The following is a 24,546-nucleotide window of genomic DNA, read 5'->3' as shown; positions in this document are numbered from 1 at the left end:
CCACGTGAGTCCCACCAACCGTAACTATCCCTCCTTCCGCAGCGTGCTCGCCGAGCATCCGCTCAGCCGGATCGCCGGGGCGCACTCCCCGCTCGGCGCCGTGATCGCCGAACAGGTCGGCTTCCAGGCCGTCTGGGCCTCCAGCTTCGAGATCTCCGCCGCACGCTGCCTGCCCGATGCCAGCCTGCTGAGCATGACCGACTACCTGGCGGCGGCGGCCAACATCCAGAAGGCGCTGTCCGTCCCGGTGGTCGCCGACTGCGACACCGGCTTCGGGAACAGCATGAACGTGGCCTACATGGTCGCCGAGTACGAGCGGGCCGGCATCACCGCCGTGTGCATCGAGGACAAGATCTTCCCGAAGATGAACAGCTTCGCGGCGGCCGACCACAGCCTGCTCGACGTGGACGACTTCGCCCACAAGATCGAGACGGCCAAGAAGGCCCAGCACCACGAGGAGTTCTTCGTCATCGCCCGCACCGAGGCCATGATCAGCGGTCTCGGCGTCGACGAGGCGCTCAAGCGCTGCGCCGTCTACGCGGACGCCGGTGCCGATGCCGTGCTGGTGCATTCCAAGCAGGCGACCAAGGACGAAGTCATCGCGTTCCTCGACCAGTGGGACGACCGCCTGCCGGTGGTGGTCGTGCCCACCACCTATCCCGACTGGCACGCCGACGAGGCCCGTGCCGCGGGCGTCTCGGCCGTCATCTACGCCAACCAGGGACTGCGGGCCACCATCACCTCCCTGCGGACCGCCCTCGGCTCGATCTACGAGACCGGGCACTCGGCCCACCTGGAGGGCAGCATCGCCGGGGTCAAGGACGTCTTCGAACTCCAACGGCTCGACCAGTGGCAGGAGTTCACGGCCTGATGGCCGGCTCTCCGCAACCGCGACCCGACCAGCGAAAGGACCACACGTTGTCGTCGCAAGACGCGGCCCTGGTGCGCCGTCAGGCGGCACGGGCCCGAGCGCTCGCGCTGACCACCGTCAGCACGGCCGGCACCGGCCACATCGGAGCGGACCTGTCCGCCATGGACATCCTCTGCGCGCTGTACTTCGGCGTGCTGCGCGGCGGACCGGACGATCCGGACCGGGACCGCTTCATCCTCAGCAAGGCGCATGCCTCGGCCGCCATGTACAGCGTCCTCGCCCTCAAAGGCATCCTGCCCGAGGAGGAGCTGGCGACGTTCGGCGGCGCCGACTCCCGCCTGAGCACGGTGGTCTCCACCCGCGTGCCCGGCATCGAGTTCAACACCGGGTCGCTCGGCCACGGCCTGTCCCTCGGGGCGGGCGCCGCGCTCGCCGCGCGGGTCCAGGGCTCCGACCGCCGCACCTTCGTGCTGACAGGCGACGGCGAGCTCCAGGAAGGCAGCAACTGGGAGGCGGCGATGCTCGCGGCGTCCCGCAAGCTGAGCAGCCTGGTTGTGATCGTCGACCGCAACCTCGCCCAGAAGGGCGCCAGCACCGAGGACATCAACGCCCTGGAGCCGCTCGACGAGAAGTGGCGCTCCTTCGGCTGGGCCGTGCGGACCGTCGACGGCCACGACGTCGAGGAACTGCTGGAAGTCCTCCGCGGCGCGCCGCTGGAGGAGTCCAGGCCGACGTGCGTGATCGCCTCGACCGTCAAGGGCAAGGGCGTCTCCTTCATGGAGCGCAACCTCGAATGGCACAGCCGCCGGCTGACCCCCGACCTTCTCGACCAGGCACTCCGGGAGCTTGAGCATGGCATCCACAACTGACTGCGCCACGGCCTTCTCGGCCGCGCTGCTCGACATGGCACGCAGTGACGAGCGGATCTGCATCGTCAACAACGACTCCGCCGAGACCCACTCCGCCCTCGGGTTCCAGTCCGAACTGCCCGACCGCTTCGTCGATGTCGGCATCGCCGAGCAGAACCTCGTCGGCGTGGCGATCGGTCTGGCCAACGCGGGCCTGCGCCCGTTCGTCTACTCCGCCTCCTGCTTCCTGACCGCCCGCGCCCTGGAGCAGATAAAGAACGCCGCCTACACCAACGCGAACGTGGTGTTCTGCGGGTTCGTGAGCGGCCTGGCGTACGGCGCGCTCGGCGGCACCCATCACGCGGTCGAGGACCTCGCCTGGATGCGGTCGATACCCCGGATGACGGTGCTGGCCCCCGCCACCCCGGCGGACACCGTGGCCGCCCTGCGCGAGGCCCTGACCCACGAGGGTCCGGTCTACATCCGGATCGTCAGCAAGCTGGACACGCCGGAGCTGTTCCCGGCGGACCACAGCTTCGCCTACGGCGGGTCCGTCCAGCTCCGGGACGGCGCCGACGTCACGCTCGTCGGCACCGGACTGCTCACCGGTCGGCTCGTGGAGGCCGCGGATCTGCTCGCGGCGGACGGCGTCGACGCCGGCGTCCTGCACCTGGGGTCCGTCCAGCCGATCGACGCGGAGGCGATCGGCAGGGCGGCCTCCCGCAGCGGGCGCCTCGTGGTGGCCGAGGACCACGTGCTCAACGGCGGACTGGGCGGCGCGGTCGCCGAAGCAGTCGTGCGCACCCACCCCGTGCCCGTGCTGCAGATCGGCGTACCCAACGAGTACGCCCCGATCGGACCGGCCGAGCACCTCTACGAGCACTTCGGCCTGACCGCGCAGGGCGTGGCGAAGCGGGTACGGGAGTGGCTGTCATGACGGTGCGCGTGGCCGATTACGTGGCCTCCTATCTGCACGCGCTGGGTGTGGACACCTGCTACAGCCTGTCCGGCACTGGTTCCATCCACCTCGACCAGGCATTCGCCCAGCAGCCCGGACTGGTGAGCATCTGCGCCCGCCACGAGACGGCGGCTGCGCTGATGGCGACCGGCGCGGCAAAACTCACCGGCAACCTCGGGGTCGCGCTGGTGACCAGCGGACCCGGCGCGGTCAACGCGCTGGCCGGCCTGGTGGACGCCTACGCCGACGGCGTTCCGGTGCTCGTCGTCTCCGGGCAGGTCGAGACCCGGCACATGGACGAGGGCGTACGCTCCTTCGGGGTCCAGGGCTTCGGCGTGGTCAGCAGCGCCCGCAGCATGACCAAGTACGCCGCGGTCGTGGAACGCCCCACCGACATCCGGATGCACCTGGACGAAGCCGTCCGGCACGCCCTCGACGGCCGGCCCGGCCCCGTCTGGCTGGACATTCCCCTCGACGTGCAGGCGGCGACGGTCGACCCCGACGCCCTCCAGGGCGCGCTCCCCGCCGCCGGCGAACCGCGCGGGGCCGGAGCCCGGCAGACCGCCCGGCAGCTGATGACCATGCTGCGCTCGGCCGAACGGCCGCTGATCGTGGCAGGGCAGGGCATCCGCCAGGCCGACGCGGTCGCGCCGTTCAGGGACCTCGTCGAACGGCTGCGGATCCCGGTGGTCACCTCGCGGCTGGGCACCGACCTGCTGCCGTACGACTCGGAGTTCTGCTTCGGGCAGGGCGGCATACGCGGACGCCTGTACCCCGGCCTGATCATGGGTCGCTCCGACCTGGTGATCGCGCTCGGCTCCAGCCTCTCCACCGCCTTCGTCGGCGAGGACGCGGACGCCTTCGACCCGGACGCCACCGTGGTTGCGGTCGACATCGACCCCTCGCAGCTGGCCAAGAAGGGCGTCCGGGTGGACTTCCCGGTCTGCATGGACGTCGGCCTGCTGGTCGAGGCACTCCGGGCGGAGGCCGCCGAAGCGGACGTCCCCACCGCCCACAAGGCGTGGCTCACCGACTGCGCCGAGCTCAAGGCCGCCCACCCCACCGTCGGCGAGCACCCGCCCGGCGGGCCGATCAACTCCTACCGCTTCATCGGCCGACTGGAGGCACAGACCGGAGCGGACCATGTGTTCGTGGTCGACACCGGCAGCGCCTACTACGTGACCGGCCAGACCCTGGAGTTCACCACCTCCCAACGGGAGATCACCTCCGCGGCCTTCCTGAACATGGGCGCAGCGGTCCCGATGGCCGTCGGCGCCGCCTTCGCCCAGCCGCGGGCCCAGGTGCTGGTGATCGTCGGCGACGGCGCGATCGAGCTGAACATCCAGGAGCTGGCGACCATCAGCCAGTACGCACTGGACATCAAGGTGTTCGTGCTCAACAACGGCGGCTACGCCTCGATCCGCGAGTCGCAGGCCGCGCTCACCGGGGGGCCCGAGCTGCCCGAGCCGGAGACGCTCGACTTCCGTGCGGTCGCCGCCGCCTTCCGGCTGCCGTACCGCACCCTGTCGCGCACCGACACGCTGGACGCCGACATTGCGGCGGTGCTGGCCGAGGACGGACCCGCGCTGGTCGAGGTGATCTGCGACCCCGAGCAGCAGCTGCTGCGGCCCCTGCGTGCCGACGGCGGCCTCCGCGCCCACGACGGCGCGTCGGTCGCCCACCTCGTCACGGAGAGGGAGCTCAACCATGCGTGAGACGCTCAAGGCCTCCTGGAACCACCGGCACCGGCTCGGGCAGACCCGTGAGGACGCCGAGCGGGGCGTGTTCAACCCGCATCACAGCAACCTGCCGCTGACACTGCACGGCGCGCTCGACCTCGAAGCGCTCAACCGCGCCTGGCACGCGCTGCAGATCAGGCACCCGGTGCTGTTGAGCGGTTTCGACACCGATGCCGCGCTGTGGCACGTCGGGGCGGCCCACCCGGGCGACATGCTGCGGCTGCCGGCCGGCGCGACCGAGGAGGACGACCTGGCGGCCGTCCGAGCGGCCGTCGCCGAGCCGTTCGACCTGGTCGACGGGCCGGTGGCCCGGCTCGTGGTGCTCCCGCGCTCCTCGCAGGAGACCTACTTCGCCCTGGTCACCGAGCACTTGGTGAGCGACGGCTGGTCGCTGAACGTGCTGATCCGTGACCTCGCCGCACTGTACGGGCAGGAGACCGGCGCGCCGGTGCCGGAGCTGCCCCCGATCGAGCTCACCTTCCAGGAGTTCGTGCGGCGCCAGAACACGACAGCCGCGTCGGCCGACGGCCGGTCCGCACTGTCCCGGCTGGCCGAGCGGCTCGACGGGATCGGCGCGATCCCGGCCATGCCGATCAACGGGTTCACCGGTGCCACGGGCATCCGCTACGAACGCAACGCGGAGTTCACCCGAAGGCTGCCCAAGCAGCTGTGTCATGATCTCGCCGCAGCGGCCCGCCCGCTGCGCCTGACCGGCCTGAACCTGATGCACGCCGCGCTCCACCAGGCGCTGTTCAAGCTGTCCGACCGGCCCGCGGTCGCCACCACCCTGTCCACCGCCAACCGGGAACTGCCCGGACTCACCCACACCGCGGGCTGGTTCGCCAGCAAGACGGTGCTGGCCAGCGAGCCCGGCCGGTTCTCCACGGCACCCGAGTACCTGCGCCACTTCCGCGAGCGGGTGCTCGTCACCCTGGACGACAGCCACCTCCCATGGCCCGCCCTGATCGACCTGATGGACTCGCAGGCGCTCGGCCGGCAGTCCACCGTTCCTTACGTCACCTTCAACGCACGGCCGATCGCGATGCGCCGAAGCGTCGGTGAGATCGACTTCCCGGGCGTGGCGACCTCGCCGCTGAAGGTGTCCGTCGGCTGGCACGACGCCTCGATCGCCACGTTCTGGGACGAGGACGAGGACGGCATCACCGTCGCGGTGATGCACAAGACGGACTGGTACACCACCGCCGACGTGCTCGCGCTGTGGGACACCGTCGAGCTCCAGCTGCACCGCTGGGCCGAGGAGCTGCGCCCCTCATCGGGCGTCCCGGCCCCGACCACCCGCAACCACTGACGAGAGGTTCCGCCATGCATGTCGCGACGATCCGCGAGTCGACCGTCAAGACCGAGATCGCACAGGACTGGACGCCGCTCACCGACGAGCAGTTCGAGGACTACGAGCAGAACGGCTACATCCACCTCAAGGGGCTGTTCACGCCCGAGGAGGTGCAGCGCGGCCTCGCCGTCATCGACGAGGTGATCGCTCAGGGCGCCGGTACCATCGAGAACCACGCCAGCTTCACCGACCGCGCGCACACCGTCCGGGTCCGCGACGCGGTCGCCCGCACCACCGGTATGGACTACTTCCTCGACCACCCCAAGCTGGTCGGCCCGCTCATGACACTGCTCACCGGCAGTGTGCAGCTCCTGGGCACCGAGATCTTCGTCCGCTCGCTCCAGGACGAGGCCCTGGAGTACTGGCATACCGACGGCGGCGAGTACCTCCAGCGCCTGCGGCTCGCTCACGGCAGCCCCGGCCTCCAGCTCAAGGCGCAGGTGTTCTTCACCGACACCACGCAGTCCGACAGCGGCAACTTCCTGCTCATCCCCGGCAGTCACCGCCGGGTGCCGACCGACCGGACCGCGCTGTGCTACATCGAGGAGCTCGACGAGCCGCTGCGCCGCGGCGAACTGCCCGAGGAGGCGATCGAGGTCAAGGCCGCCCCGGGTGACGTGCTGCTGTTCCCGTACTCGCTGTGGCACGCCGTGGCGCCGAACAAGACCCAGGAGCGCAAGACCTTCATCCTGCGCTACGGGCACCTGTGGCACCGCCCGCACGACTACATCCAGCAGCCGGCCGAGGTGCTGGAGCGGATGTCACCGCGACTGCGGCGCATGTTCGGCGACTTCGGCGACAACGTCCACCCGACCGACTACTACAAGCCGGTCGACCAGGGCGACGTGATGGCAGTCGGTGGCAGCCGTGGCGGGGAGTGAACTGCCCGCGGACCTGCGTTCGCTCCCCGATCTGTTCGCCCGTGTCGCCGCCGAACGCGGTGACGCGCCCGCGGTGGCAGGGGAGGGCCGACAGGCCGGCTACGCCGAGACCGAACGGTCGGCCGAGGCCGTCGCCGCACTGCTGACCGCGGCCGGCATCGGCCGCGGCGACCTCGTGGGGGTGCTCCTGGAGCGCTCCCTGCGGGCGCCGTCGTGGATCCTCGGTGTGCTGAAGTCCGGGGCGGCGTATGTGCCGCTCGACCCGTCCTACCCGGCGGAGCGGCTCCGGTACATGGCCGACGACGCCGGGCTCGCGGCCCTGGTCGGCGACCCCGACCGGGCCGCGGTGTGCGGGCTGGACCGGTTGACGGTCATCGACCCGGACGTCACCCCGGCGTCCGGGGCCGCCCCGGCGGCACCGCCCGGTCCGGACGATCCGGCCTACGTCATCTACACCTCCGGATCCACCGGCCTGCCCAAGGGCTGCGTGGTGACCCACGGCAATGTGCTCGCCCTGCTGCGGGCCACCCTGCCGCTGTTCGACCTGGGCAACGACGACCGGTGGACCCTGTTCCACTCCGCCTCCTTCGACTTCTCCGTCTGGGAGCTGTGGGGCGCCTGGGCCACCGGCGGCACCGCGGTCACGGTGTCCGCCGAGACCGCCCGGGCACCCGAGGAGTTCCTGCGGCTGCTGACCGACGAGCGGATCACGGTGCTCAACCAGGTGCCGTCCGCCTTCCGCTATCTGGCGAGGGAGTACGCCGACTCGGGTGCCCCCGCCTCGGCCCTGCGCTATGTGGTCTTCGGCGGCGAGAGCGTCGACCTCGACGTGGTCCGTGCGTTCCTCGCCGCCGCTCCGGCGCCGGCGCCGGAGATGGTCAACATGTACGGCATCACCGAGATCACCGTGCACGCCACTCATCTGCGGCTGACCGCCGAGCACCTGGCCGGGGAGGTCAGTTCGCCCATCGGCAGCCCGTTGCCCCACCTGTCGATCGAACTGCGCGACGACGCGCTGCGGCTGGTCGAGGACGGCGAGCCCGGCGAGATGTGGGTGGCGGGAGCCGGAGTCGCCGCCGGCTATCTCAACCGGCCCGAGCTCACCGCCGAGCGGTTCCGTACCATCGACGGCCGCCGCCTCTACCGCACCGGCGACCTGGCGCGCCGACTGCCCGACGGGCGGCTGGCCTACCTGGGCCGCAACGACCAGCAGGTCAAGCTGCGCGGACACAGGGTCGAACTCGGCGAGGTGGAGGCCGGCCTGAGGGCCGCTCCGCAGATCTCGGACGCGGCCGCGCTGGTCACCCGCGACGACGCCGGCAACGACCTGCTCACTGCCCTGGTCGTCCCGGCCGAACCCGGCGAACTGGACGTGGCGGCCCTGCGCCGGCACGCCCGCACGACGATGCCGGCGCACCTGGTGCCCAACCGGTTCCACCGCGTCGGCGCACTGCCGCTGACCTCGTCCGGGAAACTCGACCGGCGCGCCCTCGCGGAGTCCGCGGTCGAGGCCGCCGCGCCGCGCGCACGCATCCTGGTCGTCGACCCCATCGACAGCGCGGCGCTGAACGAGCTGCGCCGGCGTCACGACGTGACCGTGGCACTGCGACCACCCGCCGACGCACTGGTGCAGCTCGTGCGCGACAAGGAGGTGATCGTGCTGCGCAGCGGCGTCCGGCTCGACGCCGACGTCATCACAGCGGCCGACCGGCTCAAGGTGATCGCCCGGGCCGGCTCCGGGGTCGACAACATCGACCTCGAGGCGGCCAGGAAGGCGGGCGTGACCGTCTTCAACGTCCCCGCCGTCTCTGCCCCGGCGGTCGCGGAGCTTGCCTTCGGGCTGATGCTGGCGGTCGGTCGGCACATCGCCCTCGCCGACCGGCAGGTCCGGTCCGGTGTGTGGAACAAGGCTGCGCTGTCCGGCGCGGAGCTGGCGGGCAAGACCCTCGGACTTGTCGGCCTCGGCCGCATCGGCTCACGGATCGCGGCACTCGCCAGGGCCTTCGGCATGCGGGTGCTGGTCAACGGCGAACGGGCCACCGAGGAGCGGCGCGACGAAGTGGCGCAGCAGGGATACGAGCTGACGGCGCTCGAGGAGCTGCTGCCGGCCTCGGACGTGGTCTGCCTGGCAGTGCCGCTGACCGACCGCACGCACCACCTGATCGACGCTGACGCACTGTCCGTCATGAAACCGACAGGCCTGCTGGTCAACGTCTCCCGGGGGCTGGTGGTCGACGAGGCCGCACTGTACGACGCGCTCGCGAGTGGTTCGATCGCGGGCGCAGGGCTCGACGTCGTCGTGCACGAAGGCCGGCCGAACCGGCTGCACGAGCTGGACAACGTGGTGATCACCCCGCACATCGGCGCGATGTCGGCGGACTCCCAGGCCCGGATCGGACGCATCCTGGTCGACTCGGTGAACGCCGCCCTCGCCGGGCGGGAGGTGGCCACCGCATGCTGACGGACCAGCAGGAACCCATGGTCAGCGCGGTGCTGGCCGACTACGGCCGCATCGAGACCCGGCGGACCCCACTGCCCCCGGTCGGCGAGGGCGAGCTGCTGGTCAGAGTCCTCGCCACCGGGATCTGCGGCTCGGACCTGGCCACCTACCGGGGCGCCCACCCGTACAAGACCGCGCCGACGGTCCTCGGCCACGAGCTGTGCGGAACCGTCGTCAGGGCCGCCGGCCCCTTCGCGGCCGGTGACCTGGTGTGCGCCGCCGCGTACTCGCACTGCGGGGACTGCGGGATGTGCGCCCAGGGACGCACCAACCTCTGCACCGACAAGCGCAACCTCTGCCACCTCGGCTGGGACGGATCCTTCGCACAGTACGTGATGCTCCGGCCCGCCATGGTCCACCGGTTGCCCGCCGGCACCGACCCCACGCTCGGCGCGCTGGTCGAACCGCTCTCGATCGCCCTCCACGCCGTCGCCCTGGCCGGACCGCCCCTGCGGCGGACGCTGCGGATCATCGGCGCGGGGAACATCGGTCTCGGCTGCCTGATCGCGGCCCGGCGGCTGGGCTTCGGCCACATCGTCTGCTCCGACCTGGGGCCGGAGAAGGGCCGGCGGGCCGCCGCACTGGGCGCGGACGCCTACCTGGACGTGCTGGCCGACGACGCCGGTCCAGGCCTCCACGGACCGGGGGCCGACGTCCTGGTCGTCGCGTCCAGCCACCCCGGTGCGCTCGACGAGGCGGTACAGGCGGTGCGCCCCGGCGGCACAGTCGTCGTGGTGAGCTTCTTCGACCAGCCGCCGACCGTGGCCCTCAATGCCCTGGTGGGCAAGGAGGTCCGGGTACTCGGCTCCTCGCTGTCGACCGCCGAGGACTTCCGCACCGTGATCGGCTGGCTGGCCGAGGGCACCATCGACCCGCTGCCCATGGTCACCCACCGGTTCGACCTGTCCGAGACTGGCGCCGCGATGGCGCTCATGGCGGCCGGCGAGCCGGCCACCGGCAAGATCATCATCATTCCGTGAGGGGACGCATGACGCTGAACATCGGCATCGTCGGAGGGACCGGCCACTCAGGTGGCGAACTGTGCCGCCTGCTGCTGAACCACCCCGCCACCGGCACGATCCTGCCGACAGCACGCAACGGCGAGGAGCTCGAACGAGTCCATCCCAACCTGCTCGGCAGCGGGCTGAGGTTTCTCACGGTCGAGCAGCTCCGGGACCGCGCGGACGAGCTCGACGTGGTGTTCTTCTGCACCCCGTCCGGCGAGGCGATGCGATCCGCCCCGTACTTCCTGGAGCGCGGGGTCAAGGCGGTCGACGTGAGCGCCGACTTCCGTTTCGCCGACGCCGACCGTTACAAGGCGGTGTACGGCGAGCCGCACGCCAGCCCGCAATGGCTGCCCGAGGCGGTGTACGGCGTCACCGAGCTGTACCGCGAACAGGTCGCCGCCGCCCGGCTGGTGGCCAACCCCGGCTGCTACGCGATCACCACCGTGCTCGGGCTGGCGCCGCTGCTGCGCTCCGGCCTCGCCGACCTCGACACCGCGATCCACCTCGCCGCGGTCAACGGCACCTCGGGGGCGGGCAACAAGCCGGTCACCGACGTGATGCACGCGGAGGCCTTCGCCTCCATGCTGCCGTACAGCCTGGAAGGGCACCGCCACGCCCCTGAGCTGGAGACCCACCTGGCACCGCTGGCCGGCCGCGAACTGTGCGTCGACATGACCACGGCCCACGGCAACTTCATCCGCGGCATCTACATCCAGGCCAGCGTGCGCATCCGCGCCGACGCACGGACCGGTGTCGACCGGGCGGCGCTGCTGGACCTTTACCGGGACCACTACGCCGACGAGCACTTCGTGCAGGTCAACTCGTTCGCCAAGCAGGGGCGCCTCAACTCCAAGGAGTACGGGGTCTACCCGAGTCTGAACGCCGTCACAGGCTCCAACTTCTGCCACATCGGGGTGGACTACGACCCCGTCCGCGGCTTCGCCAAGGTGATCGCGGTGACCGACAACCTGGTCAAGGGCGCGGCCGGTTCGGCGATCCAGAACATGAACGTGATGTTCGGACTGGACGAGCGGGCCGGTCTGGGCCACTACGGCCTGTGAACGGGATACGGCTGCTCTCCGAGCAGCGACTGCGGCCCGGTGAGCGCTGGATCTACTCGGCAGGCTTCAACGTCGGCCCGGCGCTCGCCGACACCGGCCGCATCGACGTCGAACTCGCCGACCTCGCCCGGCTGTCGGCGGCAGGGGCCCGGGTGGCGCTGCTCAGCCACCAGGGCAGCGCCAAGGACGGCACAGCACGCCACCTCGGGCACATCGCCGACTACCTCGGCCGGCGGCTCGGGCAGCCGGTGCGATATGTGCCGGAGAACGCCACAGCCCTCGCCCGGGCCTGCGCGGAGGAACTGCGCGAAGGCGAGATCGCCCTGTTCGGGAACACCCGCCTCCACCCCGGCGAGGAGCGTGGCGACCCCGAACTCGCCCGTGCGCTGGCCGCTCTGGGCGACCGGGTCGCCGTCGGCGGCTTCTCCAAGGCACACCGCCGGCACGCATCGAACACCGGCCTGCTCGACCATCTGCCCGGCTACGCCGCGGCCGCCCTGGTCGACGAGGCGCATGCCCTCGACCCCTGGGCGGCGACGGCGGACGGCCGCTCGGTGGGCGTCCTGGGCGGGGTGAAGCCGGAGAAGACCCTCATCGGTCTCGCCGGCCTCACCCGTACCCACGACCTGGTGATCCCGGGCGGAGTGGTGCTCAACACCCTGCTGGCGGCCGCTGGTCACCCGACCGGCCGGTCCGCCCTGGGCAGCGCACCCGAACGCTGTGCGGAGGTCGCCCGGGACGTGCTCGCCCGCACCGGCGGGCACGGCCTCCACATTCCGCGCACGCTCGTCGTCGCCGGCCCGGACGGCGCCACCCGGCGGGTACCGGTCGACAGCGTCCCGGCCGACTGCGCCGTTGTCGACTTCGACATCGAGCCATGGGCACTCGACCTGCTCCGCCGCGCGGACCGCGTCCTGGTCGCGGGCACCCCCGGTCGGTACGCGGAGGGCAACCGCCACGCGGCCGCCGCCGTGCTCGGTGCCCGTGCCGGAGCCCGGGCGAGCACCCTGCTGCTGGGCGGGGACACCGTCGCCGAGCTGCCCTGGGACGGCCCGCGCTCCACCGGTGGCGGATCGGCACTCCAGTACCTGGTCGAGGGCACCTGCGCGGTGTTCGAGGCCCTGATGGACAACGAACGGCGAGGAGCCGGACACCATGACCACTGACCCCCTCGCTGCGGCCGGCCTCGACCCGGAGACCGGACTCGACCTGCCCGTCCCCACCCGGGTGGTCTTCGGCCGCGGCACCCTCGACCGACTCGGCGCCCTGGCCGCACCCCTGGGCGGCCACGCCCTGCTCGTCTGCGGCCGCACCGCGATGCGGCGCCACGGCCACCTCGACCGGGCACAGGCGTTGCTTCGGGCAGCAGGCGTCGCCGTCACCGTCTTCGACCGGGTCAGTGCCAACCCCCGCTCCGACGAGGTCGACGATGCCCTCGCCCTGGCCCGCGTCCACTCGTGCGACCTGGTGATCGGCCTCGGCGGGGGCAGCGCCATCGACGCGGCGAAGGCTGTCGCGGTCGCCGTGGGCGCCGACACCGTGCGCGATCTGATCGGCCACACACTCCCCGCCTCCGCCCCCGCCCTGCCCGTCGTCGCCGTGCCGACGACCGCAGGCAGCGGCTCGGAGGTCACCAAGGGCGCGATCGTCACCGACGTGGTCCGCCGCTTCAAGTCCGGCATTCGCGGCGACGCAGTGGCACCCCGTGTCGCGGTCGTCGATCCCGACCTCACCGAGAACCTGCCCACCACCGTCGCCGTCGAGAGCGGATTCGACGCCCTCGCCCACGCCGTCGAAGGAGCCGTGGCCCGGCGGGCGACCGAACAGAGCAGGGCGTACTCCCGGCGCGCCCTCGCCCTCGTGCGTGACAACCTGCCCCCGGTCGCCCGCGGCGAGGCATCGCCCCAGGTGCGCGAGAACCTGGCGCTGGCAGCACTGCTCGGCGGTGTGAACGTGGCGACCGTCAGCACCTGCCTGCCGCACCGGCTCCAGCAGGCCATGGGCTCGGTCAGCCGGATCGAGCTCTCCCACGGCCGGGGCCTCGCACTGCTCTACCCCGCCTGGCTGCGCAGCGCCTACCCCTATGCGTCCGAGGCGTTCGACGCCGTAGCCGACGCACTCGGTCACCGGGACGCCGCAGATGCGATCGGGGCGCTCGCCGAGAAGACCGGTCTCGGCGGCTCCCTGGCCGACCGGGGATTCACGGAGCGCGACATCGAGACCTGCCTCGCCGGCATCAGCGGCAATCTCGACAACGATCCCCACCCGCAGATCGACAGCGGGCTCCTACGCGGCATCTACCGGGACTCCCTCCGCTGAGCGGTCTTGTACAAGTCGGGTGTGGTGGGAGTACCAGTTGGGGGAGAGGTTCCGCCGTGCCGAGACTGCTGATGCCGGTGCTTGCGCCGGATCAGCAGAGGGAGGTTGAGGGGCTGCCGCGTCGACGGTTTGCCTCGATCCTGGAGGTTCACCCGGTGACGGTCCGCAGGGCGGTGCACCGCATCGAGGTCGGCTGCACGCCTGCGAGGGTGTTCCCCACGTGGGGTGACCTCCAGGAGCACGCGGACACCGACCCCGCAGGCCGCTACCTCAAACCCTTCGTCGACCTCATCGACCAGCACGGCACCGACACCGTCCTCGCCCCCGTCGACCAACTCGCACCCGAGAACACCGCGCAAGTCACCATCTCCACCGCCCACCGCGCCAAAGGCCGTGAGTGGAACACCGTAAGAATCGCCCCCGACTTCACCCCCGCCCGACGACACCGACGAACGAGACGCCGACGGCCGTCCCACCCCTGGCCCCATCGACGACACCGAAGCACGCCTCGCCCATGTAGCCGTCACCCGAGCCCAAGCCCGCCTCGACATCGGGGCCTTCGGCCCGTAGCGTCTGCCCGTCTCGGACGAATCTGATCAGGGGGCAGTGGCAGTGTGGGCGAAGGGCTGGAAGGTGGGGGGTGCGGTGGCGGCTGCTGGGGCGTTTGTCGGCACCGGGTGTTCGGCACAGGATTCGGTCGATGACACAACGGATGCGGCGTCGGCGTTCGTGGCGCCGTCGCCACCGGGGTCCCGGCCGCTGACGACCGCACAGTTGCAGCTCGACCGGCTCACGCAAGGACCGAGCGTCTGAGGCACCACTGGCCTGCCTCCGCCGGCATGGACGTTTACGGCGCGCCCCGCGCACCGGCTCGACCTCCTGGGCGTACGCACGCCGTTCACGTGCATCGGTCCGCCTCCTGGCGGTGGAGACCAATCGCCGATGAGCGCAGCTCCCTGGAGGGGCTTTCCACTGGGGACGAAGAGTGCCTCGAGCCCAGCCGGCGGGGTTGATCCCAAGATCGTGCGTCGGTTCGCACGGATCGTCCAGATGGGCCCCAAGAAAGGAAACCATCCCGGGCTCACCAGGGCCGCCACCGGGCGGCCCCTGCCGTCGGCGGCGAGGTGGATCTTCGTCGTCAGCCCGCCTCGGGATCGACCGGGGGCGTGATCGTCCGGTTCCTCCGTCCGGTACTTTCCCCCTTTTTCGCCGAACTGCCGCTGCTCTTTCGAGCGCCCTACGGCGACCTGGGGTATCTACCGCCCCGAATGTGGTGCGCCCTCCGCGGATTCGGGCGCAGCTGTGGCGGTGCCGGTCAAGGTTCGCAGGACGGTCGTGCCGGCGAGCACCAGCGCTGAGACCGGCAGACTGGCCCATCGCGTCAGGTCGCGTTGCAGGTCCGGGTCCACTTCGATGGTCATCCGGACGTATCTGCTGTTCAGGGTGATAATTCTGGAGGACCGGGTAGCGGTGTCCTCTCCGCGCTGCAACGCGGCGCGGTACCTGTCCTTGCGCTCCGTCATGTCTCTTCCTGACGCTTGATGAGTTCCTCGGCGAGGTCCATGTACGCCGATCCCTTGGCCTGCACCGGACTCCCGAACGACTGGGCGTACAACTCGAGCCGCGCGATCTGGGTGTCCAGTACCACGAACCCCAACTCGGTGAGCGCCTCACGAGCGTCGGCATCGGGGCCGGTGCGTGTGGCGTCGGGACGATTGGTCCGATTCAGGAGGACTGCAGTGCGGGCCGGCTCGGCGCGCAGGGACTGCACGTCGTCCATCTCGGAGCGGATGGGTGCCATTCGGTCCAGTTCGATGGGGGCGGGGGTCACCGGGACGATCCACTCACTCGCGTACCTCATGATGCTGCGGGCGATGCGAGGATGGTCCTCCAACTGCGGCGCATCCAGCACCACAGCCTGCCGATTGTCCAGGAAGTCGTTCACGCGCCGGTGCACGTCACCCACCGGCAAAGCGATGACGGGAAACGGAAAGCCGTCGGCCAATTCGCTCCAGCGCAACGCGGAGGCGGCTGGGTCGCCATCGACCAGAAGCGGCGAGTAGCCCGACTCGTGAAGCGCGTGGGCCAGCCATACGGCACTGGTCGTCTTGCCGACTCCAGGCTTGAGATTCACAAAGGCAAAGCTTAGCGGCATGAGAACCAACCATAGAGGCATGATCGGCCGGATGGCTTCGACGCGACTGCGGGAGCTTCATCGTTCACTCGCAAGCAGTCAGGAACCGCTCCTATGCCGGTGGTCGAGCCGCGCGGGGCTGATGACCATGCCGCTGCTGCCGCTCGCCCGGGGTGACGGGGTGCCTCCGGCGCAGGCCTGGGGCGAGCCGACGGCGGGGCGGTGGCGGGCCGGCCGGTGCTCACTTGTGTGTCATGCGCGTTCAGGCGAACTCCGGGCGGGCCCGCTGCCGAGCGGGAAGGGGCTCGGCAGCGGGGTGCGTTGGCGGGAGTGCCCTGTGAATACGGGCTACGGATCCGCCTGCGAATCCGGCCTACGACTGCGGGCCGGTCAGGTCAGCCGCCCAGTTCTTCGGCCGCCTTCTTGATGTCCTCGGCGAACGTGCTGACCTCGGTGTAGACGCCGGGCTTGCCCGGGCGGGCGCAGCCCTCGCCCCAGCTGACGATGCCGACCTGGGTCCAGGCATCCGCTTCGTCCTTGCGGAACATGGGGCCGCCGGAGTCGCCCTGGCAGGTGTCGACACCACCGGTGTCCAGGAGACCGGCACAGAGCTCTTCGCCCGGTGTCAGCTGATCGCCGTACGCGTTCTGGCACGTGGCGTCGTCGATGAACGGCACCTTCGCCTTGAGCAGGTAGCGCTGCTGGCTGCCGCCCTCCTTGTCCGCACCCCAGCCGGCTATGTCGAACTCGCCGTTGTTGAGTTTGTCGTCCGCTGCGATCGGCAGGGTCGGCAGGTCGATCGGCTTCTCGAGTTTGATCAGTGCCCAGTCCTTTCCCTTGCCGTTGTATCCGGCGGCCTGGAGGACCTCGGTGGACTTCACGCTGATGCCGTTGGGGTCCTCCAGGTCGACCACGCCGGCTGTTGCGGTGATGCCGGTGTTGGGGCCGCTGCCGTCGACGCAATGGGCGGCGGTGAGCACGATGTCCTTGGCGTACAGCGAGCCGCCGCAGCCCATGGACAGCCGTACCATGAACGGGAACTCACCCTGATCGGCCTTCGTGCCGCCGACGACGGTCGGGCCCATCTCACCGCGTGGGGTCGGTTCAGAGGCGGCGTGGGCCGCGGCGGGCTGGAGGCTGAGGGCCGCGAGCGCGACGGCACCGGCCGCGGCGGCGCGCTTGAGGTGCTTGAGGTGGTTGGTCAACGGACTTCCTCTCGTGGGGGGACACGCGTTTCGAACCCGGCCCACGAGAATCGGCGCACCACGCCGACGACGGCATGGCAGAACGTCCGCACACTGCCGTTGTGTCATGGCAGCACGCAGTGGTGCGTCCGAACCCAGTGGGGGATGAGTTCGCAAAGCGCCTAGCGATTATGGGGAACAGTTGCGCGGGGCATCAAGAGCGCTGACGGTCCAACTCCCTTTATGGCCGGTGCTGTTGCGCATCGCTGCAACAGAGGATTGGCTGGCTGCCGCCGGGGTACAGGGCTGCGCTTCAGCGGTGTTCACGGTGTCGGCACACGATGGGCGCAGCCTGTCCACGCGGTGGGGGCGACGGCATGGAAAGCTCCCTGATCGAACACCTGTTGCTTTGCGTCGGCGTGTACGACAGCTGTGCCGCCGGTCGCCCGATCAGGGAGAGGACACCCCCCACACCATGTCCACCCACCGCCTCAAGCGCCGTAAACCGTGGCGCCTGGCCGTCGTCGCCGTGGCCGTGACCGCAATCGCCGCCCCGGCCGCCGCGATGGCCACCCAGAATCCCCCCACGCCCACCCCCACTGCCGGCCGGTCCGCCGGCGCGGTGGGCGCGTACGACGACACGTACTACAAGGACGCGTTGGGAAAGACCGGCCCGGAACTGAAAAAGGCTCTGCACACCATCGTCAGCGACCAGACCAGACTCAGCTACGACCAGGTCTGGGACGCACTGAAGGACACGGACGAGGACCCGGCGAACCCGTCGAACGTGATCCTCTTCTACAGCGACCGCTCCCAGAGCAAGGACAGCAACGGCGCCGGAGACGACGACTGGAACCGCGAACATGTGTGGGCCAAGTCCCACGGCGACTTCGGCACCGGTGCCGGTCCCGGCACCGACATCCACCACCTGCGCCCCACGGACGTGACCGTCAACAGCACGCGCGGGAACAAGGACTTCGACGCCGGCGGGGAGGAGGTCGAGGAGGCCCCGGGCAATCGCACCGACGGCGACTCGTTCGAGCCCCGCGACGCGGACAAGGGCGACGTCGCCCGCATGATCCTGTACATGGCCGTCCGCTACGACGGCGGCGACGGTTTCGCCGACCTTGAACCCAACGACAACGTCGACAACGGTTCCGCGCCCCACATCGGCCGCCTGTCCGTGCTGAAGGAGTGGAACGCGCAGGACCCGCCGGACGACTTCGAGAAGAAGCGCAACCAGACCATCTTCGAGAAGTTCCAGCACAACCGGAACCCGTTCATAGACCACCCCGAGTGGGTGCAGGAGATATGGAAGTAGGCGTGAACTCTTCCGTCTGACCTGACCTGACCTGTCCTGGCCGGCATCGGATCCGGCGGGCAAGGGCGGGTGCCGGCCTGGGGCCTGCGGCGGCGAGCCGTGGGCCCCAGGGGCGTTTCGCCCCGTGTTGAGCAGCCGGCTCCGCAGGCGCGAACTTTGCGCTGGGAGGCGTTGTGTTCCTCTTTCCAGGCTGGGAGTTCGGCTTGCCCGCGTTCGCGGCGGTGCGGGATGACCAGGCCGGCGCGGTAGCCGCCGTCGGCGATGACGGTGGTGCGGCCGACGGCGTCTTTCGCGCCGGAGAGCTCCCATGCCTTGCAGTCGTTGCGGTTGCCGGGCAGGGGCCTGCCGACGGCGACGACGAGCCGGGTGTCGGCGTCGATGACGACCTGATGGTTGGTCGAGTACCGGTAGTTCTTCGACTGCTCGGCAACACTGTGGTCGCGGGTGGGCACCAGGGTGCCGTCCACGATCAGCACGGTGTCCATGCGGAACCGTTTGCGTTGCTCGAGGGTGAGCGCGGGTCCGAGATGGTCGATGACGCGGTCGGCTGCGGACTTGGACACCCCGAACAGCGGCGCCAGTTGGCACAGGGTCAGGTTCGTCCACCAGTAGGCGGCGACCAGCAGCACGCGGTCCTCCAGCGGCAGGCTCCACGGCCGGCCCTTGCGGACCGGATCCGCACCCTCGCGTCGCAAGGCGGTGATCCATTTGCCGAACTGACGCGGGCTCAGCCCAGTGAACAGGGCTACCAGGAGCTGTCCCGCCTGGTTTTGGCGGATCCGGTTCCGGCGCGCCCGCCGAACGCTGGTTCACCGCGCGGGCACCACGGCTTGCCGCGGCCCGAGGGACCCGCGTCATCGTGCTGGCTTATGCGGGTGCGGACATGTTCAAGAGGGGGTAAAAGAGTTGTCCTGTCTTCGAGGGGCGATGCGAGGGTGTTTGTCGGCGGCAGGCAGCCGCCTGCTGTAGCTGTAACGGAGTGTGATGGAAGCGCAGGTGTGTCCTATGGCGCGCTGAAGGTCGGGGCTCGTTCTGATGGCCCGAGAGTCGGCGTCCGATGTCGTGCTTCAGTACCGTGCGATGGGCACCGGTGCGGGCCAGGGCGAGCACATAGCCGCAACACCGTGCGGACGAGGTGAACAAGCTGGTCCCTGAGACATGGGGCTCAGCGTGAGCAGTCCCGGTGCCTTACGCTGCTTCTTGAGTGTGGCTAAGGAGGGGCGTTGTGCTGCATGTGCCATTGCACCAGGATTTCCGGTTCATCCACGAGCCGTTGCCCGTGGGGGATGCCTCAATTCCTGTGCTCGGCCATGATGAGCTCGTTACGTCACTACGTGAGCGGTTGACGTACTCGCACGGTGGCGCCTTCCTGGTTACCGGATTCCGCGGGGTAGGCAAGACCACACTCGTCATGCGAGCACTCGCGCAGGCAGCGTCAGAGCCGACCGGCGGGGGATCGGGCGAGGGCTCCGATCGCGACACTTTGCTGGTGGTGTATCTGAGCATCGCGCGCAAAATGGAGGCGAACCAGCTGCTGTTCGCTGTCGTTCGGCGTATCTTCGAGGCGTTGGACGACCGAGGTCTCTTTCCACGGTTGCCACCGGACGTCCAGGAGTCGCTTCTACTTTCCTACACCCGCACATCGCTGTCCTTCACGCAGACACAATCAGAGGGCAGCGAGCGCGGCGGCACCTTGGGGATGGGCCCTCAGCAGGGCCCACTTGCCTCCGTTGCGCCAAATCTGAGCCTCGCGGGCAAGCGGATGAGTACACGTACGACGGAGGCCTCGTTCCTGGCCTACTCGGAGACGGATGTTGAGCACGATCTCATGCGCATCATCCAGTTGCTCAGCGGCAGACACGGCCGACCTGCGGTCAAGGGTCGCCTGCGCCGCCACAAGCCTCGATTGCGGGTCCATCCGGTCATCGTGCTTGACGAGGTCGATAAGTTGACCGACAACGCGCAAGACGCGATAACCGACCTGGAAAGACTGCTTGGCTCGTTCAAGAGCGTCCTGACCACACGAGGCGCCCACTTCATCTTGGTTGCCGGGCCAGATCTCCACGACCGGGCACTTGAGGACGTGGACCGGGGTAATGGCTTGTACGAGAGCGTCTTCGCATGGCGGATGTACGTACCGTGCCTCTGGGGGGCGCCAGAGATCCTGGTCCAAGAACTGGCCGAACGCGGACGGGTAGAGCGCGGACTGCCACCGATGCCGTCAGTCTCCACGGACCCGGAGCCGGACCGGACGTTGGACTTGAGTGGCCCTCAAGGCGAGCCGACACGACTGGCACTACTGATTGCCTATCTGCGCTTCAAGTCGCGAGGCGTCCCACGTCGGCTGCTGCAGGAGTTTAACTCTCTGATCATCTGGGATAGTTCGGGCAAACCCGCGCTGCGTGTCGGGGAGGTGGACTGGCAACGTATCTTGTTCTACAGCCACCTGGATGGAATCGTGTCAGGACGTGCGCCCTCGGGTGCAACGGGCATCCTGGCTCCAGTACCAATCGACGACGACCGGTGGAGGCTCCGCGGCTATCACGTTGCGGATTGGGCACTGCGCAGCCGCGGGAGGGTGTTCACGGCAGCGGACGTTACGGATGATGGCCAGCTTGACCCGTTGCTGAGGATCGACACTCCCACGGTGGAACAGCTCCTGCGTCACCTCGTGCGCGGCGGCGTCCTGGAGGTGGTGAACGAGGCGGACCGTCCCAACGCCACCCTCTACGGCAACCCAGAATCCGCCGGAATCACCTATTACAGGCTCGCGGACACATATTCTCGCAGGTTGGCGAATTTTGCGCGTCACAACGAGACCGAGCGGGCCGATGTGGGCATGCCAGCGCCGGCGTTGCGTGACTGGGACACCACGTTCGCCCTCAGCCAAGCGCGTCAGGACGCTGCGTCTGCACGGGTGCCGCGCGGCCTCGAACCGCCGATCACACGTCTTTCCGGCCGGTACGAAGCGCACGATCTGATCGGGAACGGAGGCATGGGCGCCGTCTACCGTGGCCGTGATCTGCGGACCGGTGAGGACGTGGCGATCAAGATGATGCACAGCTATCTGCGAGTGGAACCTTTGATGTTGGTCCGCTTCCGCCGCGAGGCTGAGATCGGCATGCAAATGCGGCATCCCAACATCGCACGCACCATCGCGATCATCGAGGGAGACCCCGAGTGGGCGCTGATCATGGAGCTTCTCGATGGCCGCACATTCGACAAAATCCTAGATGAGAACCACCAACTGCCCCCCGTGAGTGTCGTTGAGCAGGGAAGGAGTCTCGGCGAAGCGCTCGTATACCTGCACTCTCTGAATCTGTGCCGGATCGACCTCAAACCGTCCAACATCATCGCCCACCCGACGCGCGGACCCGTGATTGTCGATCTTGGAATCGCCCGCTGGACAGGTGTGGATGAGAATGACAGGGACACGGAATCCGGTTTTATGCTTGGCACGCCGGCCTACATGGCTCCCGAGCAGTTACGGTCAGCCGCCGAGGCGGACATCAGGTCGGACATTTACGCGCTCGGGGCGGTGCTGTACCAGTGCCTTACGGGCCACCCTACCCACACTGGCGCTAACGCGATTGAGGTAATTTACTGCGTCCTCCGCGAGGCCATTTCGTTTGATGACCTCACGGGTTCCGAGCAACTACGCGAAGTGGTGATCACATGCCTCGCCCGCGACCCAGCAGACCGCTACCAGGAGCCGGCCGACTTCCTGCGCGCGCTAGCGGCCACTCCGGAGGCTGAGGTCTGGCGCAACCAGCAGATGCGGTGACGGAGCCGCCCCGGATTCACGTGCGGGTGATCTGAGCTGGAGTCGTACGTGTCTGGCGAGTCCCCTTGATTCGCCCGGTGCTGATGGGCAGCAAGAAGGTCACGCCCGACGAGATCGCCAGGGCCCCGCTGCGGCGAAGTCCACGGCGCGGAGAACGTACGCCTCGTCGTCTGGTTCTACTGACCCGACCCCACGGCTGAGCACCTACCTGTGCAGACCGGCCAAACAGGACGCTGACTCACACCGGTGTGACTGATTCCCAATGACGGTTGTCAAGCGTCGAGGGCGCAACTGGTGGCTGATGTCATTCCGATGGTGCGCCGGAACCTTGCCCACAGAGAGGTCGGCGGAGTGACGCCAGAGACTTCATCAGGAGAGACGGCATCCTGCGCCGTGGCGGTCCGCTCTGGGTCTTGCCTGATCCACCGTGAACCCGGCTGAATGAGACGGAAACTGAGACGGTCACCTACGGGGCCGGCCGAAGCCGCGGGGGTTTCCGTGGGGGAGGGCAAGTATGGAGGCTGCAATCATGCCGGCCGTCATCGCGGCTGTTGCTGCGGTGGTCGGTGGCCTCCTGACGGCGTTTGCCACGCGGTCGGTGGAACGACTACGGCTGCGGGCGAGTCTGTTGGAGAAGGCTCAAGAGCGGCGTCTGACCTGCATTGAAGGCTTCATGCTGGCCACGGGCCTGTGGATGGATTGGCTCACCTACATCCAGGAGTCAGGCTGGGAGGACAAACAGGAGGAGTTGAACCGCCGTGTCCGGGCCCGCGACGAAGCCTATCGGCGGTTGCTGCTCTTGGCCTCGGACGACCTGTACCGGTGGTTGAAGGACGCCTACCTTCCGGCGGAGCACCTGGTTCGGCAGACCTACGTGCGTCAACTGCGGGGCGGCCTGGAAGTCGATGAGCAAGCGCTGGCCGCTCGTCGGGCCTTCAACACGATGCTGAGAGACGACCTCGTGGACCTGGCCCGCCCCGAGATCCACAAGCTGCGTGAGCCGCTTGCCTGATGTCCCGGGGATCGCCGCCACCTGGCCTGTTCCCGGGCCGGCCATCATTGAGGCTCCTCGGGTGGGCGACTGCCTGCCGCGCCTTGTGCGTGCTGAGGTGCCGTATCGCCCGACCGGAGCGGACCACGGGGGCCGGCCACGGCCTGAACCGCCTCTGGACGTAGGCAGTTTCCCGTTGCCGGATCGGGAGCGTGGCACTCGTTGCGGTGGCGATGACGACGCCGGGCACCGTGGTCGAAAGCCGCCGTGGCGGCGGCCGCCTCCGGCAACGCTCCGGCCAGGAACACCCCCCGTGACACTCGCGCCGGGACGAAATGCTCTTTGGCCCTGCGAGGGGCTTCGGGCCGGGGTTGTGTCGATTCCCCTGCCTCCTGACGGGTGGCGGTCAGGGGCAGCGTACGCTCGGGGACATGGAGTTGACCGGAACGGTGTGGGGCGCCTCCCCTGACGAACGGCACGCACGTTACCCCTGTGACGAGTTCATGGACGGTCCGCACGAGCGCTGGACGCGGGCCGTGCACGTGGCCGCACCGCCGGAGCTTGTCTTCCGCTGGGTCGAGCAGCTGCGCCAGGCGCCCTACAGTTACGACTGGATCGACTTCCGGGGGAACAGGAGTCCGGACCGGCTGCCCGACGACGTGGTTCCGCTCGAGGCCGGTCAGCCCTTCATGCCGTTCCGTATCGCCCGGTTCGAGGCCGGTCGGCACATCACAGGGGTACTGCCGGAGGAGCCCGCACGGCGATACGGGCAGATGGCCGTCACCTATCTCCTCGAAGCGGCGCCGCGGGGCTGCCGATTGGTCGTGGCCGTCGATGTCGAGAAACGGCCCGGACCGGTTCACAGGATGCAGCGCCGGCTACTGGCCTGGGGTGATGTCGTCATGATGCGCAAGCAGCTGCTGACGCTGAAGAGGCTTGCGGAACGCGATGCGGCAGCAATGTCCGGCCACCCGGGGGAGAACCCCTGATCTCCGATGTCCCTCGAAGCGGATCGAGCCAGGGTCGCATCGGTCGGTCGCAGGGGGCTTGGTTGGTGGCCGATTGTCGGGTCGACGGTGTTGGTGCCGGGGCCGGTGGCGTGACTGGGTTCGCGGCGGTGCGGCGGTGCGCCATCCTGGTGGTCGTCGCCTGACCGACGGGTTGACCGATGCCATCCTGCGCGCCTTGTTGCGTCGTGCTGCCGGCCATGACCGATCGGCCACCCTTGCCGCCCGCTGCGAAAACCGGGTGCTGGACGGTGGAACGCCGCGGCGGGCCCTGCGACTTGCGCTGCACGCGTGGCGCCCATGGGCGCCGTGTCGAGGTCGAAGGGGATCACCGGCGCGCCCAGAGCCAGACGCAGCCGGTGGTCGGCGTCGACCTCGTGGTCCACGGCCGGCAGGGTCGGTGTCGAACCGGGCGTCGACGTGGTCCTCCACGCACGCGGGAGGAACAGCAGCGTCGGCCTGTGCGCCGTCGGTGACGTCAGGGTCGGCACCCGTGTCGACCCGTGTACCGCGACGGGCGACACGGTCACTCTCTGCGGGAACGGGGAGCCCGTCGAGGGGGACCTGCGGCCCCGGAGGTACGAATGCCG

At 69.4% G+C, this 24,546-nt stretch carries 18 protein-coding genes and 3 pseudogenes; 16 read left to right on the top strand and 5 right to left on the bottom strand.

The features are described from left to right. The first annotated feature begins 4 nt into the window (after window positions 1-4). The 12 genes and pseudogenes from ABZ208_RS31805 to ABZ208_RS31750 all read left to right on the top strand — a co-directional run. Window positions 5-871: an isocitrate lyase/phosphoenolpyruvate mutase family protein gene (locus tag ABZ208_RS31805; protein WP_356912917.1), complete on the top strand. Its 867-nt coding sequence runs from the start codon at window positions 5-7 to the stop codon at window positions 869-871. Window positions 872-918: 47 nt separating this feature from the next. Beyond that, window positions 919-1,740, top strand: coding sequence for a transketolase (locus tag ABZ208_RS31800; RefSeq protein WP_356912916.1), 822 nt, complete (start codon window positions 919-921; stop codon window positions 1,738-1,740). Further along, entirely contained in the window at window positions 1,724-2,656 is a 933-nt protein-coding gene (locus ABZ208_RS31795; RefSeq protein ID WP_356912915.1) for a transketolase C-terminal domain-containing protein, read from the top strand. Before ABZ208_RS31800 ends, ABZ208_RS31795 begins: the two co-directional genes overlap by 17 nt. Further along, window positions 2,653-4,392, top strand: coding sequence for a thiamine pyrophosphate-binding protein (locus ABZ208_RS31790; protein WP_356912914.1), 1,740 nt, complete (start codon window positions 2,653-2,655; stop codon window positions 4,390-4,392). Before ABZ208_RS31795 ends, ABZ208_RS31790 begins: the two co-directional genes overlap by 4 nt. Next, window positions 4,385-5,725, top strand: coding sequence for a condensation domain-containing protein (locus tag ABZ208_RS31785; RefSeq protein ID WP_356912913.1), 1,341 nt, complete (start codon window positions 4,385-4,387; stop codon window positions 5,723-5,725). Before ABZ208_RS31790 ends, ABZ208_RS31785 begins: the two co-directional genes overlap by 8 nt. A gap of 14 nt (window positions 5,726-5,739) precedes the next feature. Next, complete coding sequence (locus tag ABZ208_RS31780; RefSeq protein ID WP_356912912.1) at window positions 5,740-6,648, top strand: phytanoyl-CoA dioxygenase family protein; 909 nt, start codon at window positions 5,740-5,742, stop codon at window positions 6,646-6,648. Beyond that, on the top strand, window positions 6,635-9,109 hold the full coding sequence (locus tag ABZ208_RS31775; RefSeq protein ID WP_356912911.1) for an amino acid adenylation domain-containing protein: 2,475 nt from the start codon (window positions 6,635-6,637) through the stop codon (window positions 9,107-9,109). The genes ABZ208_RS31780 and ABZ208_RS31775 overlap by 14 nt, the downstream gene beginning before the upstream one ends. Next, on the top strand, window positions 9,103-10,128 hold the full coding sequence (locus tag ABZ208_RS31770; RefSeq protein ID WP_356912910.1) for an alcohol dehydrogenase catalytic domain-containing protein: 1,026 nt from the start codon (window positions 9,103-9,105) through the stop codon (window positions 10,126-10,128). Before ABZ208_RS31775 ends, ABZ208_RS31770 begins: the two co-directional genes overlap by 7 nt. A gap of 8 nt (window positions 10,129-10,136) precedes the next feature. Further along, on the top strand, window positions 10,137-11,216 hold the full coding sequence (gene argC / locus ABZ208_RS31765) for an N-acetyl-gamma-glutamyl-phosphate reductase (RefSeq protein ID WP_356912909.1): 1,080 nt from the start codon (window positions 10,137-10,139) through the stop codon (window positions 11,214-11,216). Continuing rightward, entirely contained in the window at window positions 11,213-12,382 is a 1,170-nt protein-coding gene (pgk, locus tag ABZ208_RS31760) for a phosphoglycerate kinase (RefSeq protein WP_356912908.1), read from the top strand. The genes argC and pgk overlap by 4 nt, the downstream gene beginning before the upstream one ends. After that, window positions 12,372-13,535 carry an iron-containing alcohol dehydrogenase gene (locus tag ABZ208_RS31755; protein ID WP_356912907.1) on the top strand — a complete coding sequence of 388 codons (1,164 nt, stop codon included), beginning with the start codon at window positions 12,372-12,374 and terminating at the stop codon, window positions 13,533-13,535. Before pgk ends, ABZ208_RS31755 begins: the two co-directional genes overlap by 11 nt. A gap of 209 nt (window positions 13,536-13,744) precedes the next feature. Beyond that, a pseudogene (locus ABZ208_RS31750) lies at window positions 13,745-14,105 on the top strand (3'-5' exonuclease); the annotation flags it as partial. A gap of 503 nt (window positions 14,106-14,608) precedes the next feature. Here the strand turns inward: ABZ208_RS31750 and ABZ208_RS31745 are convergent. The 4 genes and pseudogenes from ABZ208_RS31745 to ABZ208_RS31730 form a co-directional block, all read right to left on the bottom strand. Further along, window positions 14,609-14,719 (bottom strand): annotated as a pseudogene (locus ABZ208_RS31745) (IS5/IS1182 family transposase); the annotation flags it as partial. Window positions 14,720-14,791: 72 nt separating this feature from the next. After that, window positions 14,792-15,058, bottom strand: coding sequence for a hypothetical protein (locus tag ABZ208_RS31740; RefSeq protein WP_356912906.1), 267 nt, complete (start codon window positions 15,056-15,058; stop codon window positions 14,792-14,794). Then, on the bottom strand, window positions 15,055-15,690 hold the full coding sequence (locus ABZ208_RS31735) for a ParA family protein (RefSeq protein WP_356912932.1): 636 nt from the start codon (window positions 15,688-15,690) through the stop codon (window positions 15,055-15,057). Before ABZ208_RS31735 ends, ABZ208_RS31740 begins: the two co-directional genes overlap by 4 nt. A gap of 374 nt (window positions 15,691-16,064) precedes the next feature. Further along, on the bottom strand, window positions 16,065-16,874 hold the full coding sequence (locus ABZ208_RS31730; RefSeq protein WP_356912905.1) for a serine protease: 810 nt from the start codon (window positions 16,872-16,874) through the stop codon (window positions 16,065-16,067). Between the two features lie 454 nt (window positions 16,875-17,328). Between ABZ208_RS31730 and ABZ208_RS31725 the strand changes: the two genes are divergently transcribed. Continuing rightward, window positions 17,329-18,174 (top strand): endonuclease, encoded by an 846-nt coding sequence (locus tag ABZ208_RS31725; protein WP_356912904.1) that lies wholly within the window; start codon window positions 17,329-17,331, stop codon window positions 18,172-18,174. Window positions 18,175-18,320: 146 nt separating this feature from the next. Here the strand turns inward: ABZ208_RS31725 and ABZ208_RS31720 are convergent. After that, a pseudogene (locus ABZ208_RS31720) lies at window positions 18,321-18,953 on the bottom strand (transposase); the annotation flags it as partial. A 446-nt stretch (window positions 18,954-19,399) separates the two neighbouring features. On the opposite strand from ABZ208_RS31720, the gene ABZ208_RS31715 reads away from it, so the two are divergent. The 3 genes from ABZ208_RS31715 to ABZ208_RS31705 all read left to right on the top strand — a co-directional run bounded on the left by ABZ208_RS31715 (window position 19,400) and on the right by ABZ208_RS31705 (window position 23,938). Beyond that, window positions 19,400-21,958 carry a protein kinase gene (locus ABZ208_RS31715; protein WP_356912903.1) on the top strand — a complete coding sequence of 853 codons (2,559 nt, stop codon included), beginning with the start codon at window positions 19,400-19,402 and terminating at the stop codon, window positions 21,956-21,958. A gap of 514 nt (window positions 21,959-22,472) precedes the next feature. Further along, window positions 22,473-22,970 carry a hypothetical protein gene (locus ABZ208_RS31710; RefSeq protein ID WP_356912902.1) on the top strand — a complete coding sequence of 166 codons (498 nt, stop codon included), beginning with the start codon at window positions 22,473-22,475 and terminating at the stop codon, window positions 22,968-22,970. Window positions 22,971-23,380: 410 nt separating this feature from the next. Further along, window positions 23,381-23,938 (top strand): SRPBCC family protein, encoded by a 558-nt coding sequence (locus ABZ208_RS31705; RefSeq protein WP_356912901.1) that lies wholly within the window; start codon window positions 23,381-23,383, stop codon window positions 23,936-23,938. Window positions 23,939-24,546 lie beyond the last annotated feature (608 nt).

The organism is Streptomyces sp. NPDC006208, assembly GCF_040613775.1.
Lineage (GTDB): Bacteria > Actinomycetota > Actinomycetes > Streptomycetales > Streptomycetaceae > Streptomyces.
The sequence above is the reverse complement of the archived record's forward strand: the minus strand, read 5'-3'. Positions and strand labels throughout refer to the sequence as shown.

Bases quoted from the DNA above. Each gene is read 5' to 3' on its own strand.
- ABZ208_RS31795 (WP_356912915.1), top strand. From the start codon at position 1,724: ATGGCATCCACAACTGACTGCGCCACGGCCTTCTCGGCCGCGCTGCTC.
- ABZ208_RS31790 (WP_356912914.1), top strand. From the start codon at position 2,653: ATGACGGTGCGCGTGGCCGATTACGTGGCCTCCTATCTGCACGCGCTG.
- ABZ208_RS31785 (WP_356912913.1), top strand. From the start codon at position 4,385: ATGCGTGAGACGCTCAAGGCCTCCTGGAACCACCGGCACCGGCTCGGG.
- ABZ208_RS31780 (WP_356912912.1), top strand. From the start codon at position 5,740: ATGCATGTCGCGACGATCCGCGAGTCGACCGTCAAGACCGAGATCGCA.
- ABZ208_RS31770 (WP_356912910.1), top strand. From the start codon at position 9,103: ATGCTGACGGACCAGCAGGAACCCATGGTCAGCGCGGTGCTGGCCGAC.
- argC (WP_356912909.1), top strand. From the start codon at position 10,137: ATGACGCTGAACATCGGCATCGTCGGAGGGACCGGCCACTCAGGTGGC.
- ABZ208_RS31755 (WP_356912907.1), top strand. From the start codon at position 12,372: ATGACCACTGACCCCCTCGCTGCGGCCGGCCTCGACCCGGAGACCGGA.
- ABZ208_RS31740 (WP_356912906.1), bottom strand. From the start codon at position 15,058: ATGACGGAGCGCAAGGACAGGTACCGCGCCGCGTTGCAGCGCGGAGAG.
- ABZ208_RS31735 (WP_356912932.1), bottom strand. From the start codon at position 15,690: ATGCCGCTAAGCTTTGCCTTTGTGAATCTCAAGCCTGGAGTCGGCAAG.
- ABZ208_RS31725 (WP_356912904.1), top strand. From the start codon at position 17,329: ATGTCCACCCACCGCCTCAAGCGCCGTAAACCGTGGCGCCTGGCCGTC.
- ABZ208_RS31710 (WP_356912902.1), top strand. From the start codon at position 22,473: ATGGAGGCTGCAATCATGCCGGCCGTCATCGCGGCTGTTGCTGCGGTG.
- ABZ208_RS31705 (WP_356912901.1), top strand. From the start codon at position 23,381: ATGGAGTTGACCGGAACGGTGTGGGGCGCCTCCCCTGACGAACGGCAC.